Annotated in this window: 11 protein-coding genes; all 11 read left to right on the top strand. The window is 74.4% G+C overall.

What is annotated here, in order from left to right:
• Positions 1 to 225 precede the first annotated feature (225 nt).
• Positions 226 to 498: a phosphopantetheine-binding protein gene (locus tag OIC96_RS10985; RefSeq protein WP_330308028.1), complete on the top strand. Its 273-nt coding sequence runs from the start codon at positions 226 to 228 to the stop codon at positions 496 to 498.
• Positions 491 to 3,913, top strand: coding sequence for a non-ribosomal peptide synthetase (locus tag OIC96_RS10980; protein WP_330308029.1), 3,423 nt, complete (start codon positions 491 to 493; stop codon positions 3,911 to 3,913). Before OIC96_RS10985 ends, OIC96_RS10980 begins: the two co-directional genes overlap by 8 nt.
• On the top strand, positions 3,910 to 7,038 hold the full coding sequence (locus OIC96_RS10975; RefSeq protein ID WP_330308030.1) for a type I polyketide synthase: 3,129 nt from the start codon (positions 3,910 to 3,912) through the stop codon (positions 7,036 to 7,038). Before OIC96_RS10980 ends, OIC96_RS10975 begins: the two co-directional genes overlap by 4 nt.
• The gene (locus tag OIC96_RS10970; protein ID WP_330308031.1) at positions 7,031 to 8,188 is read left to right on the top strand and encodes a MupA/Atu3671 family FMN-dependent luciferase-like monooxygenase; all 1,158 of its coding nucleotides are present in this window, start codon (positions 7,031 to 7,033) and stop codon (positions 8,186 to 8,188) included. The genes OIC96_RS10975 and OIC96_RS10970 overlap by 8 nt, the downstream gene beginning before the upstream one ends.
• A complete protein-coding gene (locus OIC96_RS10965; protein ID WP_330308032.1) occupies positions 8,185 to 11,313 on the top strand; it encodes a condensation domain-containing protein in 3,129 nt (1,042 codons plus the stop codon). The genes OIC96_RS10970 and OIC96_RS10965 overlap by 4 nt, the downstream gene beginning before the upstream one ends.
• Entirely contained in the window at positions 11,310 to 12,704 is a 1,395-nt protein-coding gene (locus OIC96_RS10960; RefSeq protein WP_330308033.1) for an MFS transporter, read from the top strand. The genes OIC96_RS10965 and OIC96_RS10960 overlap by 4 nt, the downstream gene beginning before the upstream one ends.
• Positions 12,701 to 13,555 (top strand): SDR family oxidoreductase, encoded by an 855-nt coding sequence (locus OIC96_RS10955; protein ID WP_330308034.1) that lies wholly within the window; start codon positions 12,701 to 12,703, stop codon positions 13,553 to 13,555. The genes OIC96_RS10960 and OIC96_RS10955 overlap by 4 nt, the downstream gene beginning before the upstream one ends.
• A gap of 4 nt (positions 13,556 to 13,559) precedes the next feature.
• The gene (locus OIC96_RS10950) at positions 13,560 to 14,951 is read left to right on the top strand and encodes a condensation domain-containing protein (RefSeq protein ID WP_330308035.1); all 1,392 of its coding nucleotides are present in this window, start codon (positions 13,560 to 13,562) and stop codon (positions 14,949 to 14,951) included.
• Positions 14,948 to 15,634 carry a thioesterase II family protein gene (locus tag OIC96_RS10945; protein WP_330308036.1) on the top strand — a complete coding sequence of 229 codons (687 nt, stop codon included), beginning with the start codon at positions 14,948 to 14,950 and terminating at the stop codon, positions 15,632 to 15,634. Before OIC96_RS10950 ends, OIC96_RS10945 begins: the two co-directional genes overlap by 4 nt.
• A 107-nt stretch (positions 15,635 to 15,741) precedes the next feature.
• Positions 15,742 to 17,136 carry a serine hydroxymethyltransferase gene (gene glyA / locus OIC96_RS10940; RefSeq protein WP_330310325.1) on the top strand — a complete coding sequence of 465 codons (1,395 nt, stop codon included), beginning with the start codon at positions 15,742 to 15,744 and terminating at the stop codon, positions 17,134 to 17,136.
• Positions 17,133 to 19,598, top strand: coding sequence for a non-ribosomal peptide synthetase (locus tag OIC96_RS10935; protein ID WP_330308037.1), 2,466 nt, complete (start codon positions 17,133 to 17,135; stop codon positions 19,596 to 19,598). Before glyA ends, OIC96_RS10935 begins: the two co-directional genes overlap by 4 nt.
• Positions 19,599 to 19,639: the final 41 nt, after the last annotated feature.

The following is a 19,639-nucleotide window of genomic DNA, read 5'->3' as shown; positions in this document are numbered from 1 at the left end:
TACCTGGCGCCGTGCGGCTCGTTTCATCAATCCAGGCGGATACTAATCAGTCGCACGTCAGCTTTGCGTCAACTATGTGTGAATAACATCCAGAAAAGTAAATGGATCTCCAAACTCCCAGGAAGGGGCGTTGACGCTGCTCGATTCCGGTCGCCATGCTCCTGTTCGGTCCACTGCGATTCGCCGAATTCAAAAAGAGCGCACAAGCGGGATGGGTGAGCACTTATGCCGGAAGAGCGGACGTCCGTCGATTCTCCTGAGGTATCCGCGGAGCAGGATCTCTCCCAGAGAATTCTGGATCTGTGGTACGAGTCTCTCGGGCCGGATGCCGATATCTCCCAGGGGTTCATCGAGAACGGCGGCGACTCCTTCAAGGCGGTGCTTCTCGCCCATCAGCTCTTCGAGCTGACCGGCGAGGAGCTCGACTATCTGGACATCCTGGAAGCGCCGGACGCCGCCGCGCTCCAGGGCGCCGTCCGCGCCGTCCGCCATGGCTGAGCGGCACCAGGGAGACCAGGAAAACGGGGCCACGCACCGGCTGACCCCCGGCCAGGCCGATCTCTACGCCGCCGACCAGCAGGCCGAGTTCCCCGCCACGTACAACTCCTCACTCGTCCACCGCGTCGACGGCGCCCTCGACGAGGAGCTGCTGCGCGACCGGTTCGCACGGCTGCTCACCGCCCATCCGCTGCTCGCCTCCCGGGTCGCGGAACGGGACGGTGCCCTGCTGTTCGCCCCGGCGCGGCGGGCTCCGCGGCTCCACACCATGACGGCCCCGGTCGACCCCGAAGGCCCGCTCGCCCGCGCCCGGCTGCGGCGCGAGGTGCTGCGCCCGTTCGACCTGGAGCGCGGTCCCCTGCTCCATGCCGTCCTGGTCCGCTACACCCCCCGTACCGCCGATCTCGTCCTGACCGCACACCACTTGGTGGTGGACGAGACGTCCATGGCACTCATCGCCCAGTGGCTGCTGGCCGGCGAGGAGGCCGCCGCGGTCCAGTCCTTCGCCGATTGGGCCGACGGCCGGCATCAACTGCCGCCCGCCCGCGAGGAACGGGCCGCCGCCCTGCGCGCCGAACTGGCGGGCGGGGTGTCCTGCTCGCTCGACTGGGCCCGCACCCCGGCCGGCGGACCGGCCCCCACCGCCACGGCGCCCGACGAGGCCGTGGGCCTGCGCGTCCCGGAGGAGTCCTGGGAGGGCGCGGCCAAGCTCGCCGCCGAGCTGGGCATCACCCAGCACTCCCTGATGACCGCCGCCGCGGCCCTGGTCCTCGGCCGCAACAGCGGCACCACCCGCCCGGTGCTCGGGGCGGCCGTGTCACGGCGCACCCCGCGGCATGCCTCCACCGTCGGCTACTTCAACGCCACCGTGCCGGTCCCGCTGGACCTGGACGACGAGCAGTCCGTCGCCGACTGGCTGCGCCGCGCGCACCGCCGCTGCCTCGACGCGTACCGCGACGCCGATCTGCCGCTGTCGTCCGTGCTGCCCGCCACCGACCGCGCCGGACTGTCCCTGGTCGTGGTCCCCTGCCGGACCCTGCCGGAGATCACCGCACCGGACCTCACCGCCCACCCGCTCCCGGACCCCGGCTTCGGCCCGGCCCAGTTCCCGCTCGCCCTCTATCTCCGCCAGGACCTGGGCGGGGAGCTGCGAGGGCTGCTGCGGTACCGGCACGACCGGGTCGACGCCCGAGCGGCCGAACAGTTCTGCCGCCAACTGGAGGCCACGCTCACCGCCATGGTCGGACAACCGCACACCCCGCTCGGCGAACTCTCCGTCCTGCCGCCCGCCGCCCGCGCCCGCCTGCTGACCGCCGAGGGGCCCACCGGGGCGCCCGAGGAACCGGGCGGCGCGCCCTCGGCGAACCCCTTCACCGCCCCCGCGGCCGATCTGCCCACGCTGTTCGCCGCCCGGGCCGCCCGGCTGCCCGACCGCACCGCGGTCGTCTGCGAGGACGAACGGCTGACCTACCAGGAGCTCGACGAACGCTCCACCGCGCTCGCCCTCGCCCTGGCCGAGCGGGACGTACGGCCCGGCGACCGGGTGGGCGTCTGCCTGGAGCGCGGCCTCGACCTCGTCGTGGCGCTGCTCGCCGTACTGAAGGCCGGTGCCGCCTACGTTCCGCTGGACCCCGGCTACCCCCAGGACCGGCTCGCCTTCATCGCCGAGGACACCGGCCTCGCCACCGCCGTGACCGACCGCGACCCCGCCCTGCTGCCGCCGGGCCTGACGCTGCTGCTGCCCACGGCCGTCCCCACGGGGCCGGGCCGTGAGCTGCCCGCCGCCGACCCGGAGCGCGTGGCCTACGTCATCCACACCTCGGGCTCGACGGGCACCCCCAAGGGCGTGCTGGTGCGGCACCGCAACGTCACCGCCCTGCTGGCCGCGACGGCCGGCCCCGAGGGCTTCGCCTTCGACGAGCACGACGTGTGGTCCTTCTTCCACTCCTTCGCCTTCGACTTCTCGGTCTGGGAGATCTGGGGCTGCCTGCTGACCGGCGGGCGGCTCATCGTCGTACCGCACTGGAGCGCCCGCGACCCCGAGCGGTTCCACGCCCTGCTCGCCCGTGAGCGCGTCACGGTGCTCAACCAGACGCCCTCCGCCTTCGCCCAGTTGCTAGGGCCTGTGTCGGAAGTGGCGCCTGCCGGCCGACGCCCGGCACGCACTCTCGCCGCACCGGGCGAAAGCCCAAGTACGTCCAGTACGAGGGCTTCCGCCCGGCACGCCGAGAGCACGCACCGGACGCCGCCCGGCCCGCCCTTCGGGCGGACGACGCCACTTCCGACACAGGCCCTAGCCGCCGACGAGAGTGCCGAAGTCCCGCTGTCCGTACGGCTGTTGATCTTCGGCGGTGAGCCGCTCGAACCCGCGCTGCTGCTTCCGTGGTTCGACCGCTACCCGGAGCGTGTCTGCCGGGCGGTGAACATGTACGGCATCACTGAGACCACCGTGCACTGCACCTGGCGCACCCTCACCCGGGCCGACGCGCTGAGCGGCACGCGCTCGGTGGGCCGGGCGCTGCCGGGCTGGCGGCTGTACGTCCTGGACGAGGAGGGCCGCCCGGCCGCCCCCGGCGTTCCCGGGGAGATCCATGTCAGCGGCGCCGGTGTGGCCGCCGGGTACCTCAACCGCCCGGAACTGACCGAAGGGCGCTTCGTCCGGGGACGGCTCGCCGAACGCCCCGACGAGCTGCTCTACCGCTCGGGGGACCGGGGCCGGCTGCTGCCCGACGGGGAGCTGGAGCATCTGGGGCGTCTCGACGACCAGGTGAAGATCCGCGGCCACCGCATCGAACTCGGCGAGATCCGCGGCACGTTGCTCGCCCATCCCGCCGTCACGGCGGCCGCGGCCGTCGTCCGCGACGCGCACGACGCGGCCGCCGCACGGATCGACGCCTATCTGGTCACCCCGGAACAGCGGGCGGACACGGCGGAGATCCGGCAGTGGCTCGCCGAGCGGCTGCCCGCGCACGTCCTGCCCGCCACGCTCACCGTGGTGCCCGCGCTGCCGCTGACCGCCAACGGAAAACTCGACGCGGCCCGGCTGCCCGCCCCCTCACCCCGGCAGGCGCCCGCCCGGCCGGCCGAGGAACCGTCCGGCCGAGCCGCACTACCGGCCTCGTCCGGCCCGCACTCCGCCGCACCCCGGGCCGGAGGCACGGCGGACACGCCGGACACCGCGCACCAGCTGTGCGAGGTGTGGCAGCAACTGCTCGGCGTCCCGGTGGGCGTGGACGACAACTTCTTCGAGATGGGCGGCAATTCGCTGCTCGCCGTGCGGCTCAACGCCCTGCAGCGCTCGACGGGCTTCACCGGCTCCCAGCTCAAGGACATTTTCCGCAACCCGACCCCGCGCCGACTCGCGGCCGTCATCGGTCCGCCCCCCGCCGGGCGCCACCCCCAGGAGGAAGCGTGAGCGACCAGCACACCGTGAACGACGCGGACGGCACTGGCCCCGGCTCCGGCGCCGCGGACCACGCCGTCGCCGTCGTGGGCATGTCCCTGCGGGTGCCGGGGAGTTCGCAGCCGCAGGAGTTCTGGGCGTCCCTGGTCGCCGGCACCGTCAGCCTGCCGGCCGCCGTCCGCACGGACTCCGTCGGCGCGGACGGCGCCGGCTCAGACGCCCCGGGGAAGCCGCCGACGCGCGCGGGCCAGATCGACCGGTACGACCGCTTCGACGCCGAGCTGTTCGGGATGCTGCCCGCCCAGGCCGCCGCCACCGACCCCCAGCACCGCGTGCTGACCGAACTGGCCTGGCACGCCCTGGAGGACGCGGGCATCGACACGACGCGCACCGCCGACCGGGTGGGTGTGTTCGTGGGCTGCGGCACCGACGCCTACTTCCGCGACCACGTGCTCAAGGACGAGAAGACCGTACGCGCCCTCGGGCCCGAGCAGCTCGCCCTCGGCAACTCCCGCGACTTCCTCGCCACCGGACTGTCGTACCGGCTCGGCCTGACCGGCCCCAGCATCACCGTGCAGACGGCCTGTTCGACCTCCCTGGTCGCCGTCCACCAGGCCATCCGCAGCCTGCTCACCTACGAGTGCGACATCGCGATCGCGGGCGGTGCCACGGTCCACACCAGCCAGGACCCCGCGTACGAGTACACCGAGGGCGGCATCACCTCGCCCGACGGCCGCTGCCGCGCCTTCACCCGGGGCAGCGCGGGCACCGTGCCGTCCAGCGGTGCGGGCATCGTGGTGCTGCGCCGCGCGGCCGACCTGCCGGACACCGGCGAGCGGGCCCGCGCCCTGCTCCTGGGCAGCGCGGTCAACAACGACGGCGGCGACCGGATGAGCCAGACCGCGCCCAGCCCGACCGGCCAGACCGAGGTGCTGCGCGAGGCGCTCGCCGCCGCCGGGCTCGACCCGCACGACGTGGGTTACGTCGAGACCCACGGCACCGGCACCCAGCTGGGTGACCAGGTCGAACTGTCCGCTCTCGCCGAGGTGTACGGGCGGTCGGCCGCACAGCCCGCTCTCGCCCTGGGATCGGTCAAGCCGAACATCGGCCACTGCGACACCGCCGCCGGAGTCATCGGGCTGATCAAGGCCGTCCTCGCGGTGGAGGCGGGCGTGCTGCCCCCGACGCCCGCGCAGCCCGGCGACGGCCCGGACGCGGACCTGGGGTCGCCGCGCTTCGAACTGCCCCGCACCGCCCGGGCCTGGCCGGCCGACCGGCCCCGTACCGCCGGGGTGAGCTCGTTCGGTCTGGGCGGGACCAACTGCCATGTCCTGCTCACCCGGGCACCGGAGTCCGCCCCCGAGAGCGCACCGGCCGACGTCACCCCGTCCACCGTCGTGCTCTCCGCGGCCGATTCCCGGGCCCTGCGCCACAAGGCGCGCGATCTGACCGCGTGGCTGGACGGTCCGGGGGCCGAGGTTCCCCTCGACGTGCTCGCCGGAACCCTCTGGCACCACCGCCGGGTCCTGCCCGAGCGCTGGGCCGTCACCCTGCCCGCCGATCCTTCCGCCGCCCGGCAGCGGCTGCGCTCCGCCCTCACCACGCTCGCCGAGGAGGGCGGCGGCCGCCGGGCCGAACCGGAGCCGCTGCTCGGCGTCGTGCTGCCCGGCCAGGGCATCGACCTCGCCGCAGCCGGGGCCCGACTGGCGGACGCGGACCCCGAGTTCGCGGCCGACCTCGCCGAACTCGCCTCCGTGGTCCGCGATGCGGGCGGACCGGACCTGGGGGACGCCCGGGACTGGCCCGCCGGCGACCCGAGGCTGCTCGACACCGCCGTCGTACAGCCCCTGCTGTTCGTGCTCGGGCTGTCCGGGCTGCGGCTGCTCGAACGCCGGGGGATCCGCCCCGGCCTGCTGCTCGGGCACAGTGTCGGTGAGCTGACCGCCGCCGCGTACGCCGGTGTCTTCACCGTCGAGGACGCGGCCGCCGCCGTCGTCCACAGAGGCCGCCTGATGGCCGCCGCGGAGCCGGGGGCGATGGCCGCCGTACGGGCCGGGGAGAGCCTGGCCGTGGAGCTCTCGGCCGGACTCGACGTGGACGTCTGCCTGCTCAACGGGCCGGACAACACGGTCTGCGGAGGCCCCGAGGAGGCGCTCGCCGCCTTCGAGGAGCGCTGCCGCGAGGCCGGGGTGCGCACCACCCGGCTGCCCGCGACCCGCGCCTTCCACTCGCGCATGATGGCCCGGGCCGCACGGGAGTTCACGGAGTTCGTCGCCACGCTCCCCGCGTCGGCGCCGGCCGTCCCCGTTCTCTCCGGTCTGACCGGCGCCCCGCTCACCGGCCAGGAGGCCACCGATCCCGCGTACTGGGGACGGCAGTTGGAATCCCCGGTCCGCTTCGCCGACGCGGTCACCGCCCTCCTCGACGCCCGTCCCGCCGCCGTGTTCGGGCTGCACCGCGCGAACGCCCTGACCGCGCTCGTACGGCAGGCGGCCCGGGGCGCGGGACGCGATCCGCTCGTCGTGGACGCGGCCGGGCGCGCCCCGCAGGGCGGCGCCGCCGCCGACGAACCCGCGGAGCTGCGGGCCGCGCTCGCCGCGCTGTGGACCGCCGGGTATCCGCTGCCCGCCCCGGCCCGGCCCGCCGAGGCCGTCCCGCTGCCGGGCTACCCCTTCGCCGACGACCGGCACTGGGTGGCGGCACCGGCCGACGAGCCCACGGCGGGCGGCGCCCAGGATCCGTACGCCTCTCCCGCACAGGCCTGGTCCGCCAAGGACGTGACGCACCAGGCGCCGGACACAGCGGCCGGCCCGGGTGACATCCCGGCCGGCGCGGACGCCGAGGAGACCACCGCCGACGCCGTCCGCCGCATCTGGGCGGAGGCCTTCGGCGTCACCCACCTGCGCACCGAGGACAACTTCTTCGACCTCGGCGGCACCTCCCTGCACGCCGCCCAGCTGGTCAGCGTCGTCAACGACGCGCTGCTCGTCGAGGTGCGTCTGCAGGACCTGTACGAGCACTCGTCGCTCGCCGGGTTCACCGCCCGGATCGACGAACTCGCCGCACAGCGCGACGACGCCGAACTGCTGCGGCTGCTGGAAGAGATAGAGGCAGAGAGCGGGCAGCACGATGAGTGACCTCTCCGCGCGCCTCGGCGCGCTCACCCCCGAACAGCGGCGCAGGCTGAGCTCGGGCCTGCGGGCCCGGCAGACACGGCAGCCGGAGGCGGCCACCGCGCCGCCCGCCCGGCTGCGGCACAGCCTGTACTTCTTCGCGAGCGCCGACCACGCCGACGCGTCCGCGTACTATCCGTTCGTCCTGGAGGCCGCCGCCCGCGCCGACGAGGCGGGACTGCACGCGGTCTGGCTGCCGGAGCGCCACTTCGTCGACTTCGGCGGTTTCTCCCCCAACCCGGCGGTGCTCGCCGCCGCGGTGGCCGCCCGTACCCGCTCCATCGGGATCCGGGCGGGCAGCGTGGCCGCACCACTGCACCACCCGGCGCGCGTCGCCGAGGACTGGGCGCTCGTGGACAGCCTCTCCGGCGGCCGGGCCGGGATCTCCTTCGCCAGCGGCTGGCACCCGGATGACTTCGTCCTGGCCCGCACCGACTACGCCGGCCGGCGCGAGACCACCTTCCGGTCCATCGAGGAGATCCGCGCCCTGTGGCGCGGCGACGCCCTGCCCTACCCCTCCACCGCGGGCACCAGCCCGCAGATCCGCACCCGTCCCCGCCCGGTCACGGCCGAGCTGCCCGTCTGGCTCACCGCGACCGGTACGCGGCGCACCTTCACCGACGCGGCCCGGGCCGGGTACGGCGTGATGACCGCGCTGCTCGGCCAGACGATGACCGCGCTGCGCGAGAACATCGCCCACTACCGGCAGGCCTGGCGGGACGCCGGACACCCCGGCGAGGGCGACGTGGTGGTCATGGCCCACGCGTACGTCAGTGAGCGGGACGACCTGGAGGACTTCCTGCGCCCGGCGATGCACGCCTATCTGCGGTCCTTCCGCAACCAGACCGGCGGCGGGGACGACGAGGTCCTCGTGGAGAGCGCCTATCTGGACTTCCTCACCGGCCCTTCCCTGCTCGGTTCCCCCGCCAAGGCCCGCGGCGTCCTCGCCGAGCTGGCCGCCGCGGGCGCGGACGAGGTGGGCTGCCTCGTCGACTTCGGCCTGCCCGCCGCCGACGTCCTCGCCGCGCTGCCCGCACTGTTCGGCCTGCGCACGGCACCGGCTCCGACCGCCGCGCCGGACCAGCCGGCCCTGATCCCGGAGGTGTCCGCGTGAGCGCGCCCGTCGACAAGTCACGCCTGGCCGGCCGGCTCGCCCGGCTCAGCCCCGCCCAGCGGGCCGCCCTCACCGCCCGGCTCGCCGAGCGCGACGGCCCGCAGCTGCGGCGCAGGCCGGGCCCCCGCGACCGGTTCCCGCTCGGCATGGACCAGGAACGCCTGTGGATCCTCGACCAGTTGGACCCCGGGACCACCACCTACACCCTCGGGTACGGGCTGCGCGTGGCCGGCGCGTTCGACCTGGACACCTTCACCCGGGCCGCGGACGCGGTGGTGCTCCGGCACGAACTGCTGCGCGCGAACGCCGAGTCCGAGGGCGGCAGACCCTATCTGCGGGTCCACCAGGACCGGCGGGCCGAGATCAGCTACGCCGACCTGTCGGCCGCCGACCCGTCCCAGGACTCCGACGAACGGATCGAGCGGCGCCGACAGGAGTTCATCGCGGAACAGGTGCGCCGCCCCTTCGACCTGGCCCGTGACCCCGTCCTGCGGCTCGCCGTGGCGAAGGTCGCCGAGGGAGACCACCAGATCGTCGAGACGATGCCGCACTCCTTCGTCGACCAGTGGTCGTACGTACGCCTCAACGACGAACTCCTGGAGCACTACCGGGCGCTGTCCGAGGACCGGGAACCCCAAGTGGCCGAGCTGCCCGTGCAGTTCGGCGACTGGGCGCACTGGCAGCGCGAACGCTTCGCCGGCCCGCACGGCGAGCGTCACCGGGAGTTCTGGCGGACCTTCCTGGACGGGGTGCCGGAGCGGCTCGCGCTGCCCTACGACCACAGTCCCGACACCGCCGACCATGCCGGGGAGCACTACGGCTTCATCCTCGACCGGGAAGTGGGCCTCGCCTTCGCCGCCCGCGCCCGGGCGGCGCGCACCACCCCGGCCACGGCGATGACGGCCGCGTACGCCGCCCTGTTGTACGAGCGGACAGGTCTGCGGGACCTGGTCGTCGGGATCCCCGCCGCCACCCGGGGCGAACCGGAGACCACCCCGCTCATCGGGTTCCTGCTCACCAGCATCCCGCTGCGGATCCGGCTGCCCGAGAACCCCACCCCGAACGACGTGCTCACCGCCACGGCCGCGGCCGCCGCAGCGGTGGCCGACCACCGTGAGGTGCCCTTCGGGGAGATCGTCCAGGCCGTGGCACCCGACCGGTCGGCCACCCGGCATCCGCTGCTCCAGACCATGCTGGTGCAGCTCGACATCGACGACTCCAAGGCCCTGGGGCTGCCCGGGGCCGAGGTGTACGCCAACGCCGTGCCCGAGGGCGTCTCCACCATGGACCTCACCACCGCCTGGTGGCAGGTGGGCGACGTGGTCTACGGGCGCATGGAGTACCGTACGGCGCTCTTCGACCGCGCCACCGTCGCCTCGCTCACCGGGCGGCTGCTGCAGATCGTCGAGCAGTTCGCCGAGCGGCCCGACGAACCGCTGCGCCGGCCCGCTCCCCGGCCCGCGCAGCCCCCCGTCTCGCTGCTCTCCCCGCCCGCCGAGGCGGGGCCGCGAGCGGAGCCGGGACGGGCCGGGGACGAGGACCTGAGCCGGGTCACCGACGCCTGGTGCGAGGTGCTCGGCACGGACCGGGCCGCCCCCGAGGACGTCTTCTTCACCTCCGGCGGCACCTCCCTGCTCGCCGTGCGCCTCGCCCACCGGCTCCGGGAGGCCGGGTTCACCGCCACCCTCAAGGACGTCTTCACCCACCCGGTGCTCGGCCGGCTCGCCGAGACGCTCGGCGCCCGTCGCGCCGGAGCCCCGCAAAGCGGCCCGGTGCCGGCGGCGGGTCCGCTCGGCCCCGAGCAGGAGATGCTGCTCGGCCGTGGCCTGGACCGGGTGGAGTCCTTCGCCCACAGCTACGTCCTGGAGGCGGCCGGGCCGCTGGACGCGGACCGGCTGCGGGACGCGGCACGGGCGGTGGTGCGCGCCCATCCGACGCTGACCACCGCCTATCAACCCGCCGCCGGTTCCGGCGAGTTGGGACCGCGCATCGTGCCCGGCGAGGCCTGGCGCTGGTCGGCCGAGCCCGCCGGGGCCGACCCGGAGCGGGTCGTCGCGGCCCAGCGCGCGGACTTCGACCTGACGGCCGGCGTGCTGTTCGCGGTCAGCCATCTGCCCGGGGCGTCCGGCGCCCCGGACCGTGTCGTGCTCGGCGCGAGCCACCTCGTCATCGACGGGATGTCGTGGGGCATCGTCATCGCGGACCTGGCCCGGGGCTACCGGGGCGAGCCGCTCACCGGCGAGAAGGCGGGCTACGCGGAGCACGCGGCGGCCGTCAGGGCCCTCGACCCCGCCCCGCACGCCGCGTACTGGCGGGCCCAGCTGGCCGGAGCGGGCGCGTACCGCTGGAGCCTCGACGGGCCCAACGTGTACGGCGGCGAGCGGCAGTTCGAGGTGGAGGTGGAGCTGCCCGCCGAGTGGCACGGGCCACTGGAGGCCGTGACACTGACCGCCGTCGCCCGCGCCCTGCGCCCCTGGGCCCCGGACGAGCAGGCGTCGTACTGGCTGATCGGCCTCGGCCGCGATCCGCTGGCCGCGCTGCCCGGCTGGGACCCCGACCGGGCCGTCGGCTACTACTCGGCGCCCTTCCCCCTCCGGGTGCCGCTCACCGGCGGCAGCGCGGCGGACGACCTGCGGGCCACCGCCGCGGCACTGCGCGCCGTGCCCGACTCCGGCAAGACCTTCGGGCTGCTCGGCTGTGCCGCGGACGCCCGGCTGCGCGAGGAGTTCGCCGCGCTCGGCGAGCCCCGGGTGATCGTCAACTACGTCGGCGAACTGGCGGATCCGGCGAACGGAACCGGCGGGCTCTTCACCCGGTCCACGGAGACCGCGGCGACCGGCAACGAGGACGTCGAACGCCCGGTGGACGTCGACGTGGCGATCGCGCTGCGCGACGGCGCCCTGGTCCTGCGCTGGCTCCACAACCCGGACGCGGTGGACCCCGAGGCGGTCCGCGCCACCGCGGAGCTGGCGGCACGAGAACTGCGCGATCTGCTCAACGCGCCGCAGCAGCCCCAGGATCCGGACGGTGTCCCGGGAGTGACAGGAGTGATGGAGGAGACCATGGAACGCCTCTTCGAGCGGCTCAGCCGCGAGCGTCGCGACCGGCAGGGGGTACGGCGATGAGCGCGGCGCCCGGCACGACGGTGAGCGGCGCCCGCACCGCGTCGGCAGGCCGCCGAAGCCCGCTCGCCGCTCTCCTCACGGCCCAGTACCTGTCGGCGTTCGGCAACGCGATCACCGTGGTGACCGTGCCGTTGTACGTGCTGCACACCACCGGCTCCACCGCCACCACCGGTCTCGCCGGCTTCATCGGCGCGGTCCCGCTGATCTTCGCGGGGGCCGTCGGCGGCGTCCTCGTCGACCGCTTCGGCGGGCGCCGGCTGAGCGTGCTGTCGGACCTGGCGGCGGGTCTGCTCGTCCTGCTCGTGCCACTGCTCGACGCGACCACGGGGCTGCCCATCCCGCTGCTGCTCGCCCTGCTCTTCGCGCGGACCGTGGTGGCGACACCCGCGACCGCGGCCCGCATGACCCTGCTCAAACCGGTCACCGAGAACGCGGGCGCGCGCCTGGAGAGCGTCAACTCCTGGTACCAGGCCGCCCCCCGGCTCGGCCTGGTGGCCGGTGCTCCGCTGGCGGGTGTGCTGGTCGCCGCGACCGACTCGGTCGTCGGCATGTACGTCGACGCCGGCACCTTCCTGGTCGCCGCCGCCCTGGTGACGTTCGCGGTGCCCGGCGGCGAGGCCAACAAGGGCTCCGCGCAGAGCGGCTTCGGCTTCTTCGGCCAGCTGCGGGAGGGCATGGCACTGGTCAGGACGATGCCGGTGATCGGCGCCATGACCGCGTTCGTGGTGGTCACCAACTTCCTCGACGACGCCTTCACCCCGCTGTTCCTGCCGGTGTACGCGCAGGACGTGCTGCACAGCAGCGCGGCCATGGGGTGGTTCCTCGGGGCGGTCGGCATCGGCTCGATCGTGGGCACCTTCCTGTACGGGCCCGCCAGCAGGACCTTCCTCTCCAGCCGCCGCTACACCCTCTTCGGCTGCTTCGCGATGGTCGCGGTGCTGCGGCTGCTGCTCGTACTCCAGCCCGGCGCCGTCGGCGTCACGGTGATCTGTTTCCTCACCGGTGTGGCCGGCGGGCCCCTCAACCCGATGCTGTCGACCGTCATGCTCGAACGCGTCCCCGAGGAGCTGCGCGGCCGGGTCTTCGGCCTCACCGGGGCCATGGCCCTCACCTCGGCCCCGCTCGGGGTCCTGACCGCCGGCTGGCTGGTGGACCTGGCCGGGCTGCGCGTCCCGATGCTGTGCTTCGCCCTCGTCTACCTGGTCCTGATCGCGGCGAGCTGGCGTCGGCCCGCGCTCAAGGACATGGACGTACGGCCGGCCGCCGACGGGCCCCGCGCGGCCGAGGAGGCCGACGGAGCCGTGACGTTCACGTCAACTGCCTCCGCCGACAGCTCCGTTGAGACGGACCGGGCCTTGGACACGGGCCCGGGAAAGGTGCGTACCCGATGACCCCGCTGCACCCCGCCCCGCCCACCGGCCGCCTCGAAGGCCGCACCGCGGTGATCACCGGAGCCGCCCGCGGGGCCGGACGTGCCTGCGCGCTCGCCTTCGCGGCCGAGGGCGCCGACCTGGTCCTGCTCGACACGGCCGCCGACATCGCCGGGGTCCCGTACCCGCTGGGCACCGAGAGCCAGCTCGCGTACACCGCCGAGCAGTGCGGCAAGCTCGGCGCCGCCGTCCTGACCGCGGCCGTCGACGTACGGGACCTGGACGCGCTGACCCGGCTGCGGGAGACGGCGACCGCCCGCTTCGGTCCGCCGGACCTGCTGGTCAACAACGCGGGCGTGGTCGCTCCCTCCGGGCGGCCGGTGCACGAAACGGCCGAGGAGGACTGGCAGTTGATGCTCGACATCGACCTGAGCGGGGCCTGGCGCACGACCAAGGTGTTCGCGCCCGCGATGGTCGAGCGGCGCCAGGGATCGATCGTGAACATCGCCTCCACCGCCGGCCTGGTCGGCTACCGCAACTTCGCCGGGTACGTCGCGGCCAAGCACGGTCTCGTCGGTCTGACCAAGGCGAGCGCGCTCGACTACGCCTCCCACCGGGTGCGGGTCAACGCGGTCTGCCCGGGCAACATCCGCGACGAGCCCGCGATGGACGGCCGGATGCTCTCGGAGGTGGCGCGCGCCCTGGACATCCCCGCCCAGGAGCACGAGGCGCTGTTCACCGCGGACCAGCCGATGCACACCCTCGTCGACCCCGAGGACGTGGCCGCCGCCGCCCTGTGGCTGGCGAGCGACGCCTCGCGCCATGTCACCGGCACCACCGTGACGGTCGACGCCGGATACACGGTGCGGTGACGCGATGAGACTCGAACTCCCTTCGCAGCAACAGCAGCAACAGCACCAACAGCCGCACCAGCAGCCGGAGCCGGAGCCGCAGTCGCAGTCGCGGCCCGTCTCGCCGGCCGAGCGCCAGTTCTGGTTCGCCGAGCGGATCGCGCCGGGTTCCCCCGCCTGGCGCGTGCTCAGCGCGATACGGGTCGAAGGGCCGCTCGACCGGGCGGCGCTGACCGAGGCGGCCCGCCGGGTCGTCGCGCGCCACCCCGCGCTGCGCTCGGTGTTCACCGCCAAGGGCGGGCGACTGCTGCGCACGGTCGTCCCGGCGGCGGCCGAACCGCCGCTGCTGCCGCTGGCTCCCTGCGCCGGCTTCCGGGACGCGGAGCGGGCACTGTCCGCCCCGGACCTGCTCGACCTGGACCACGGCCGCCATCTCGCCCTCGCGCTCGCCCCGGACCCCGGTGCGGCCACGGCGGACGGCGGCCCGGACACGTACGGCACCGCCCCCGTGCCCGCCGCCACGCTCTATGTGCTGACGCACCACATCGCGTACGACGGGCTGTCCCACGAGGTGTTCACGGCCGACCTGGCCCGTGCCTACGCCCGGACGGTCGCGGGCGAGCCCGAGCCGCCCGCGCCGCCCCGGTCGCACGGCACCCCGCCGGAACCGTCCGCCGCCCGCGGGGAAGAGCTCGTCGCCTACTGGCGTGCCGCACTCGACGGCGTACCCGATCTGCCCGTCGAAGGCCCCGGCCCCTCGCAGCGCGAACTCGCCGGTGCCGAGGTCCGCACGCATCGCGTCCGGTTCGCCGACGGCCTCGGCCCCGCGGTGCGGGACGCCGCCCGGCGCGCCGCCTGCCCGCCGTTCGCGGTGCTGCTCACCGCGTACGGGCAGGCGCTCGCCGAACTCAGCGGCGCGGACGACTTCTGCGTCGGTACGCCGGTCTCCCTGCGCACCCCGGACCAGGCCGACGAGATCGGCTGTCTGCTCACCACGCTGCCGGTGCGGCTGCGGCACCTCGACGCGCCCGCCGCGCTGCCCCGGGTGTGGGAGACGTTCACCGACGGCGTCCTGCACATGGAGCTGCCGTACGACGAGACGGTCCGCGCCACCCGGACGCGGCCGAGCCGCCGGATGCCGCTCCACCAGGCCCTGTTCGCCTACGAGAGCTGGCAGCGGCCGCTGCATCCGGCGGGACCGGTACGGATGCACACCGTTCCCGTGTACCCGCTGGGCGCCCAGGCGGAGATCCAGTTCCAGCTCAACGAGCTGCCGGGCGCCCGCCTCGAAGGCGTCCTGCAGGCCCCGGCCGACGGGGTCTGGGCAGGCAGGCTGCCCGCACTCGCGGCGGCCGTCACCCGTCGGCTCGTCGCGTCGGCCCCGAACGCACCGACGATTGAGGAGAAGGTCCGATGACACAGGTCATGTGTCTGCCGTACGCGGGAGCGGGAGCGGGGGTGTACCGCCCCTGGAAGGCCCTGGCCTCGGACCGCGCACGCGCCGTGCCCATTCAACTCCCCGGCCGCGAGGAGGAGTTCACCAAGGCGTGCTGGACCGACTTCGCCGAGGCCGCGGCGAGCACCGCCGAGCGGATCGTCGCGGCGGCGGCCGGACAGCCGTTCGTGATCTTCGGGCACAGCTTCGGCGCGCTCCTCGCCTACGAGACCGTCCGTCATCTGCTCGCCACCGGCGGCCCGTTGCCACGGCGGCTGATCGTCAGCGGCTCGCGCAGCCCACGGCACCGCGGCTACCTCCCGCTCAGCGACAACGACGACGAAGCCGTCGCCGGCCTGGAACTGGACGGGCAGCGGGGCTTCGAGGCGCTCAACCACCCCGAGCTGCGTGCCCTGTTGCTGCCCGTGCTGCGCGCCGACGCGCGGCTGCTGAGCACCTACGAGCCCAGCGGACTCGACCCGCTGCCGGTGCCGCTCACCGCGCTGCGCGGGACCACGGACACCGTGGCCGCCCCCGTCGAGGAGTGGGACGACTGGAAGACCTTCACCACCGAGGAGTACACCGCCCTGCATCTGCCCGGCGGTCACCTCTATCTGCTGGACGCCATGCCGGAGCTGTGGCGCGTCATCGAGGAGCAGCTGTGACCCCCACGACGACCACGCGGCCGGCCGCCGCGTCGGCACAGGACGCCCAGAACACCCAGGACGCGCAGGAGGCGCGGGGTGCCCAGGACGCGCTCCTGCGCACCGGGATGACCGCCCTGCGCCACACGGACCCCGAACTCGCCGGGCTCCTCGACGCGGAGGTGCACGACCAGAACACCACCCTCGCGATGGTCGCGTCCGCGAGCATCGCCGACCCCTCGGTGCTCGCCGCCGGCGGGGCGGCCCTGTCCAATGTGACGGCCGAGGGGTATCCGGGGGCCCGCTACCACCCCGGAGCGGGCAACTTCGACGGGGTCGAGCGGCTCGCGGTGGAGCGCGCCAAGCGGCTGTTCGGGGCCCGGTACGCCAACGTCCAGCCGCACTCGTGCTCCTCCGCCAACCTCGCGGTGCTCGCCGCGCTCATGTCCCCGGGCGGCACCCTGCTCGGCCTGGACCTCGACGCGGGCGGGCACCTCACGCACGGCTCCCCGGCCTCGGTCAGCGGACGGCACTACCGCGCGATCGCCTACGGTCTCGACGCACACGGCCGTATCGACTACGCGCGCCTCGCGGACCTCGCCGCGGAGCACCGCCCCACGGTGCTGATCGCGGGCGCCAGCGCCTATCCGCGCGTCCTGGACTTCGCCCGGTTCCGGGCCGTCGCCGACTCCGTCGGGGCCTATCTTGTCGCGGACATCTCCCACATCGCGGGCCTGGTCGCCACCGGTGAACACCCCAGCCCCGTCGACCTCGCGCACATCACCACGACGAGCACCTACAAGCAGCTCGGCGGACCGCGCGGCGGTCTGATCCTCAGCGGGCGCGAGCATCTGACGCCCGGGCCCGACGGAAGGACACCGCTCGCGCGGCTGATGCAGGGGGCGGTTTTCCCGCGGTCGCAGGGCACCCCGGCCCCCGCGTCGATCGCCGCCAAGGCCCGCGCCTTCGCGCTGGCGGCACAACCGGAGTTCGCCGAGACCACGCGCCGCATCGTGGCCGACGCCGGCGCGCTCGCCGGGGAACTGTCCCGCCTTGGCCACCGGGTGCTGACCGGGGGCACCGACAACCACATGGTCCTGATCGACCTGCGGAGCACCGGCCTGACCGGAGTGATCGCGGAACGCGCCCTGGAGGAGTGCGGCATCCTCGTCAACCGCAACCGGATCCCCGGGGACACCCGCAAGCCGCTGGTCACCAGCGGCATCCGGCTCGGCACCAACATCCTCGCCCAGCGCGGCCTCGGCCCGGACCGGATGCGCGAGTGCGCCGCGCTTCTGCACCGGGCCCTCGCCGCCACCACCGCGCTGAGCGACACCGAGTACCGGATCGACTCCCGCGCCCGCGCGACGCTGCGTGCCGAGGTCCGCGCCCTGTGCGCCCGCCACCCACTGCCGCGGGCCGGCACCGCCACCCCGGTGACGCCGCACGCCGACCTGCTCGCCGAGGCCGCCCTCGCGCCCCCGGACAGCACCCTCGCGACCCCGACAGGAGCACGCCTGTGACCCCCGAGACGTGGCCCCGTACGGAGGACTCCCGCACCGCCGCCAGGGACAACTGGCCCCCCGCCCTGGTACCCGCCGACCGGCCGCGCCGGGCCGGGCACGAGCCGCTCGCCTCCGCCCTGCTCCGTGGCGAGCTGCCCGCGCCGCCGGCCCTGCCCGGTGTCTCCCCGCAGGACGCGCTGACCGCGTGTGTCGCGGCGCTGCTGCACCGGCTCACCGGCCAGGACCGTATCGCCCTCGCCCTCGAACGGCCCGGCGGGGAACCGGAGTTCGCCGGGTTCGCGGTCACCGGCCGGCCTACTCTCGCGGACCTCTCCGCCGGCCGCGTCACGATCTCCGCCGCACCGGAAGAGGGCGCGCCTCCCGTGGGCCTCCGGATCACCGACGGCACCGACGCGCCCGGATCCTCCGCCGCCCCCGCCCACGAGCTGCACCTCACCGTGCACCCCCGGGCGGACGGCTGGGTCACCGAACTCCGTTACGACGAGCGGCTTTTCGACCGGGAGACGGTCCAGCGCCTGGCCGACCACCTCGTGACGCTGACGACGGACGCCGCGCGCACCCCCGACCGCCTCGTCGCCCTGCTGCGTCTGCTCACCGCCGAGCAGACGCACCACACCCTGGTGGAGTGGAACCGCACCGCCGTCCCCCTGCCGGACAAGGCGTGTCTGCACGACGCGTTCGAGGAGCGGGCGGCCCGGGAGCCCGGGGCGGTCGCCTTGATCCAGGGCGAACGGCAGTGGACGTACGGCGAGATCAACGCGTCCGCGAACCGGCTCGCGCACCACCTGCGGGAGGCGGGCGTCGGCCCCGACACCAGGGTCGGACTGTGCCTGGAGCGCTCGGCCTCGCTGCTGACCGGTGTGCTCGGCATCCTCAAGGCCGGCGGCGCGTACGTTCCGCTCGACCCGGACTACCCGGCCAAGCGCCTGGCCACCATGCTCGACGGCACGTCCTGCGCCGTCGTGGTCACGGACACCGTACGGGCGGCCGCTCTGCCCGCCACGCAGACGCCCCGCCCGCTGGTCCTTCTCGACGTGGACACGGACGCCCTGGCCCGGCACCCCGCGCACGATCCCGTCCCGGCGGCGGGTCCGGACAACCTCTGCTACATCATCCACACCTCCGGTTCCACCGGGCAGCCCAAGCCGATCGCCCTGCGCCACCGCGGGGTCGTGAACAACCTGGCCGACCTCAACTCCCGTTACACGGTGGGCGATCAGGACCGCGTCCTCGCCCTGTCCTCCCCGAGCTTCGACATGTCGGTGTACGAGTTCCTGGGCATCACCGCGGCCGGCGGCACCGTCGTCGTCCCCGATCCGGAGCGGGCCAAGGACGTCGCGCACTGGGCCCGGCTGCTCGTCGAACGGGACATCACGGTCTGGAACTCCGCCCCCGCCCTCCTCGAACTGCTCACCGACCACCTGGAGCGCACCGGCCACGGCCGGCTCGGCCGGCTGCGTCTGATCATGCTCGGCGGCGACTGGATCCCGGTCCGGCTGCCCGACCGCATCCGGGCGTTCGCCGGCCCTGTGCGGTTCATCGCGCTCGGCGGAGCCACCGAGGCCTCGATCCACTCCACGGTGTACGAGGTGGAGAAGACGGACCCCGACTGGACGAGCATCCCCTACGGCCGTCCCATGGCCAACCAGCGCACCTACATCCTCGACGACTTCCTCCAGCCCGTACCGCCCGGCGTCGCGGGCGAACTCCACCTGGCGGGCACCGGCCTGGCCCGCGGCTATCTGGAACGGCCCGAACTCACCGGCGAGCGCTTCCTCGACTGGTCGTACGACGGTGTGAGCGACCGGCTGTACCGGACCGGTGACCTGGCCCGGCACCGGCCGGACGGCCTGATCGAACTCCTCGGCCGCAAGGACTTCCAGGTGAAGATCCATGGTCTGCGGGTGGAACTGACCGAGATCGAGGCCGTGTTGCGCGGCCACGAGGAGGTGAAGGACGCGGCCGCGGCCGCCGTCACCTCCGCCGCGGGCGGGTCCCGGCTGGTCGCCTATGCCGTCCCGCACCCCGGCCGGACGCCCCGCCCCGAAGATCTCCGGGCCCATCTGGCCCAGCTGCTCCCGGCGTTCATGGTGCCGGGATCCGTACGGGTCCTGGACGCGATGCCGCTGAACGCCAACGGAAAACTGGACCGCAAGGCCCTGACCGCCCTCGCCCCCGAGGTGCCCGCGGCGGATTCCCCGGGGGCTCCCGAACCCGCTCAACTCCCGGTCGGCGACTGGGAGCAGCGGATCGCGGCGGTGTGGCAGGAGACCCTGCGGACGGGGCCGGTCGGCCGGGACTCCGACTTCTTCGCCCTGGGCGGCGACTCGATGTCGGCCCAGCGGTGCCTGCCCGGCATCGATCCGGAGCTGCGCTGGGCCGAGCTCTACAAGTACTCCACGGTCCGCGCCCTGGCGGCCCACCTCACCGCCCGCGGACGTACTCCGGCCGGCCCCTGACCGGTGCCCGTCCGCCGTACCCGGTGACCGCGGTGACCGGT

This window comes from Streptomyces sp. NBC_00775, assembly GCF_036347135.1.
Lineage (GTDB): Bacteria > Actinomycetota > Actinomycetes > Streptomycetales > Streptomycetaceae > Streptomyces > Streptomyces lutosisoli.
This window is presented reverse-complemented; position numbering and strand designations above follow the sequence as displayed.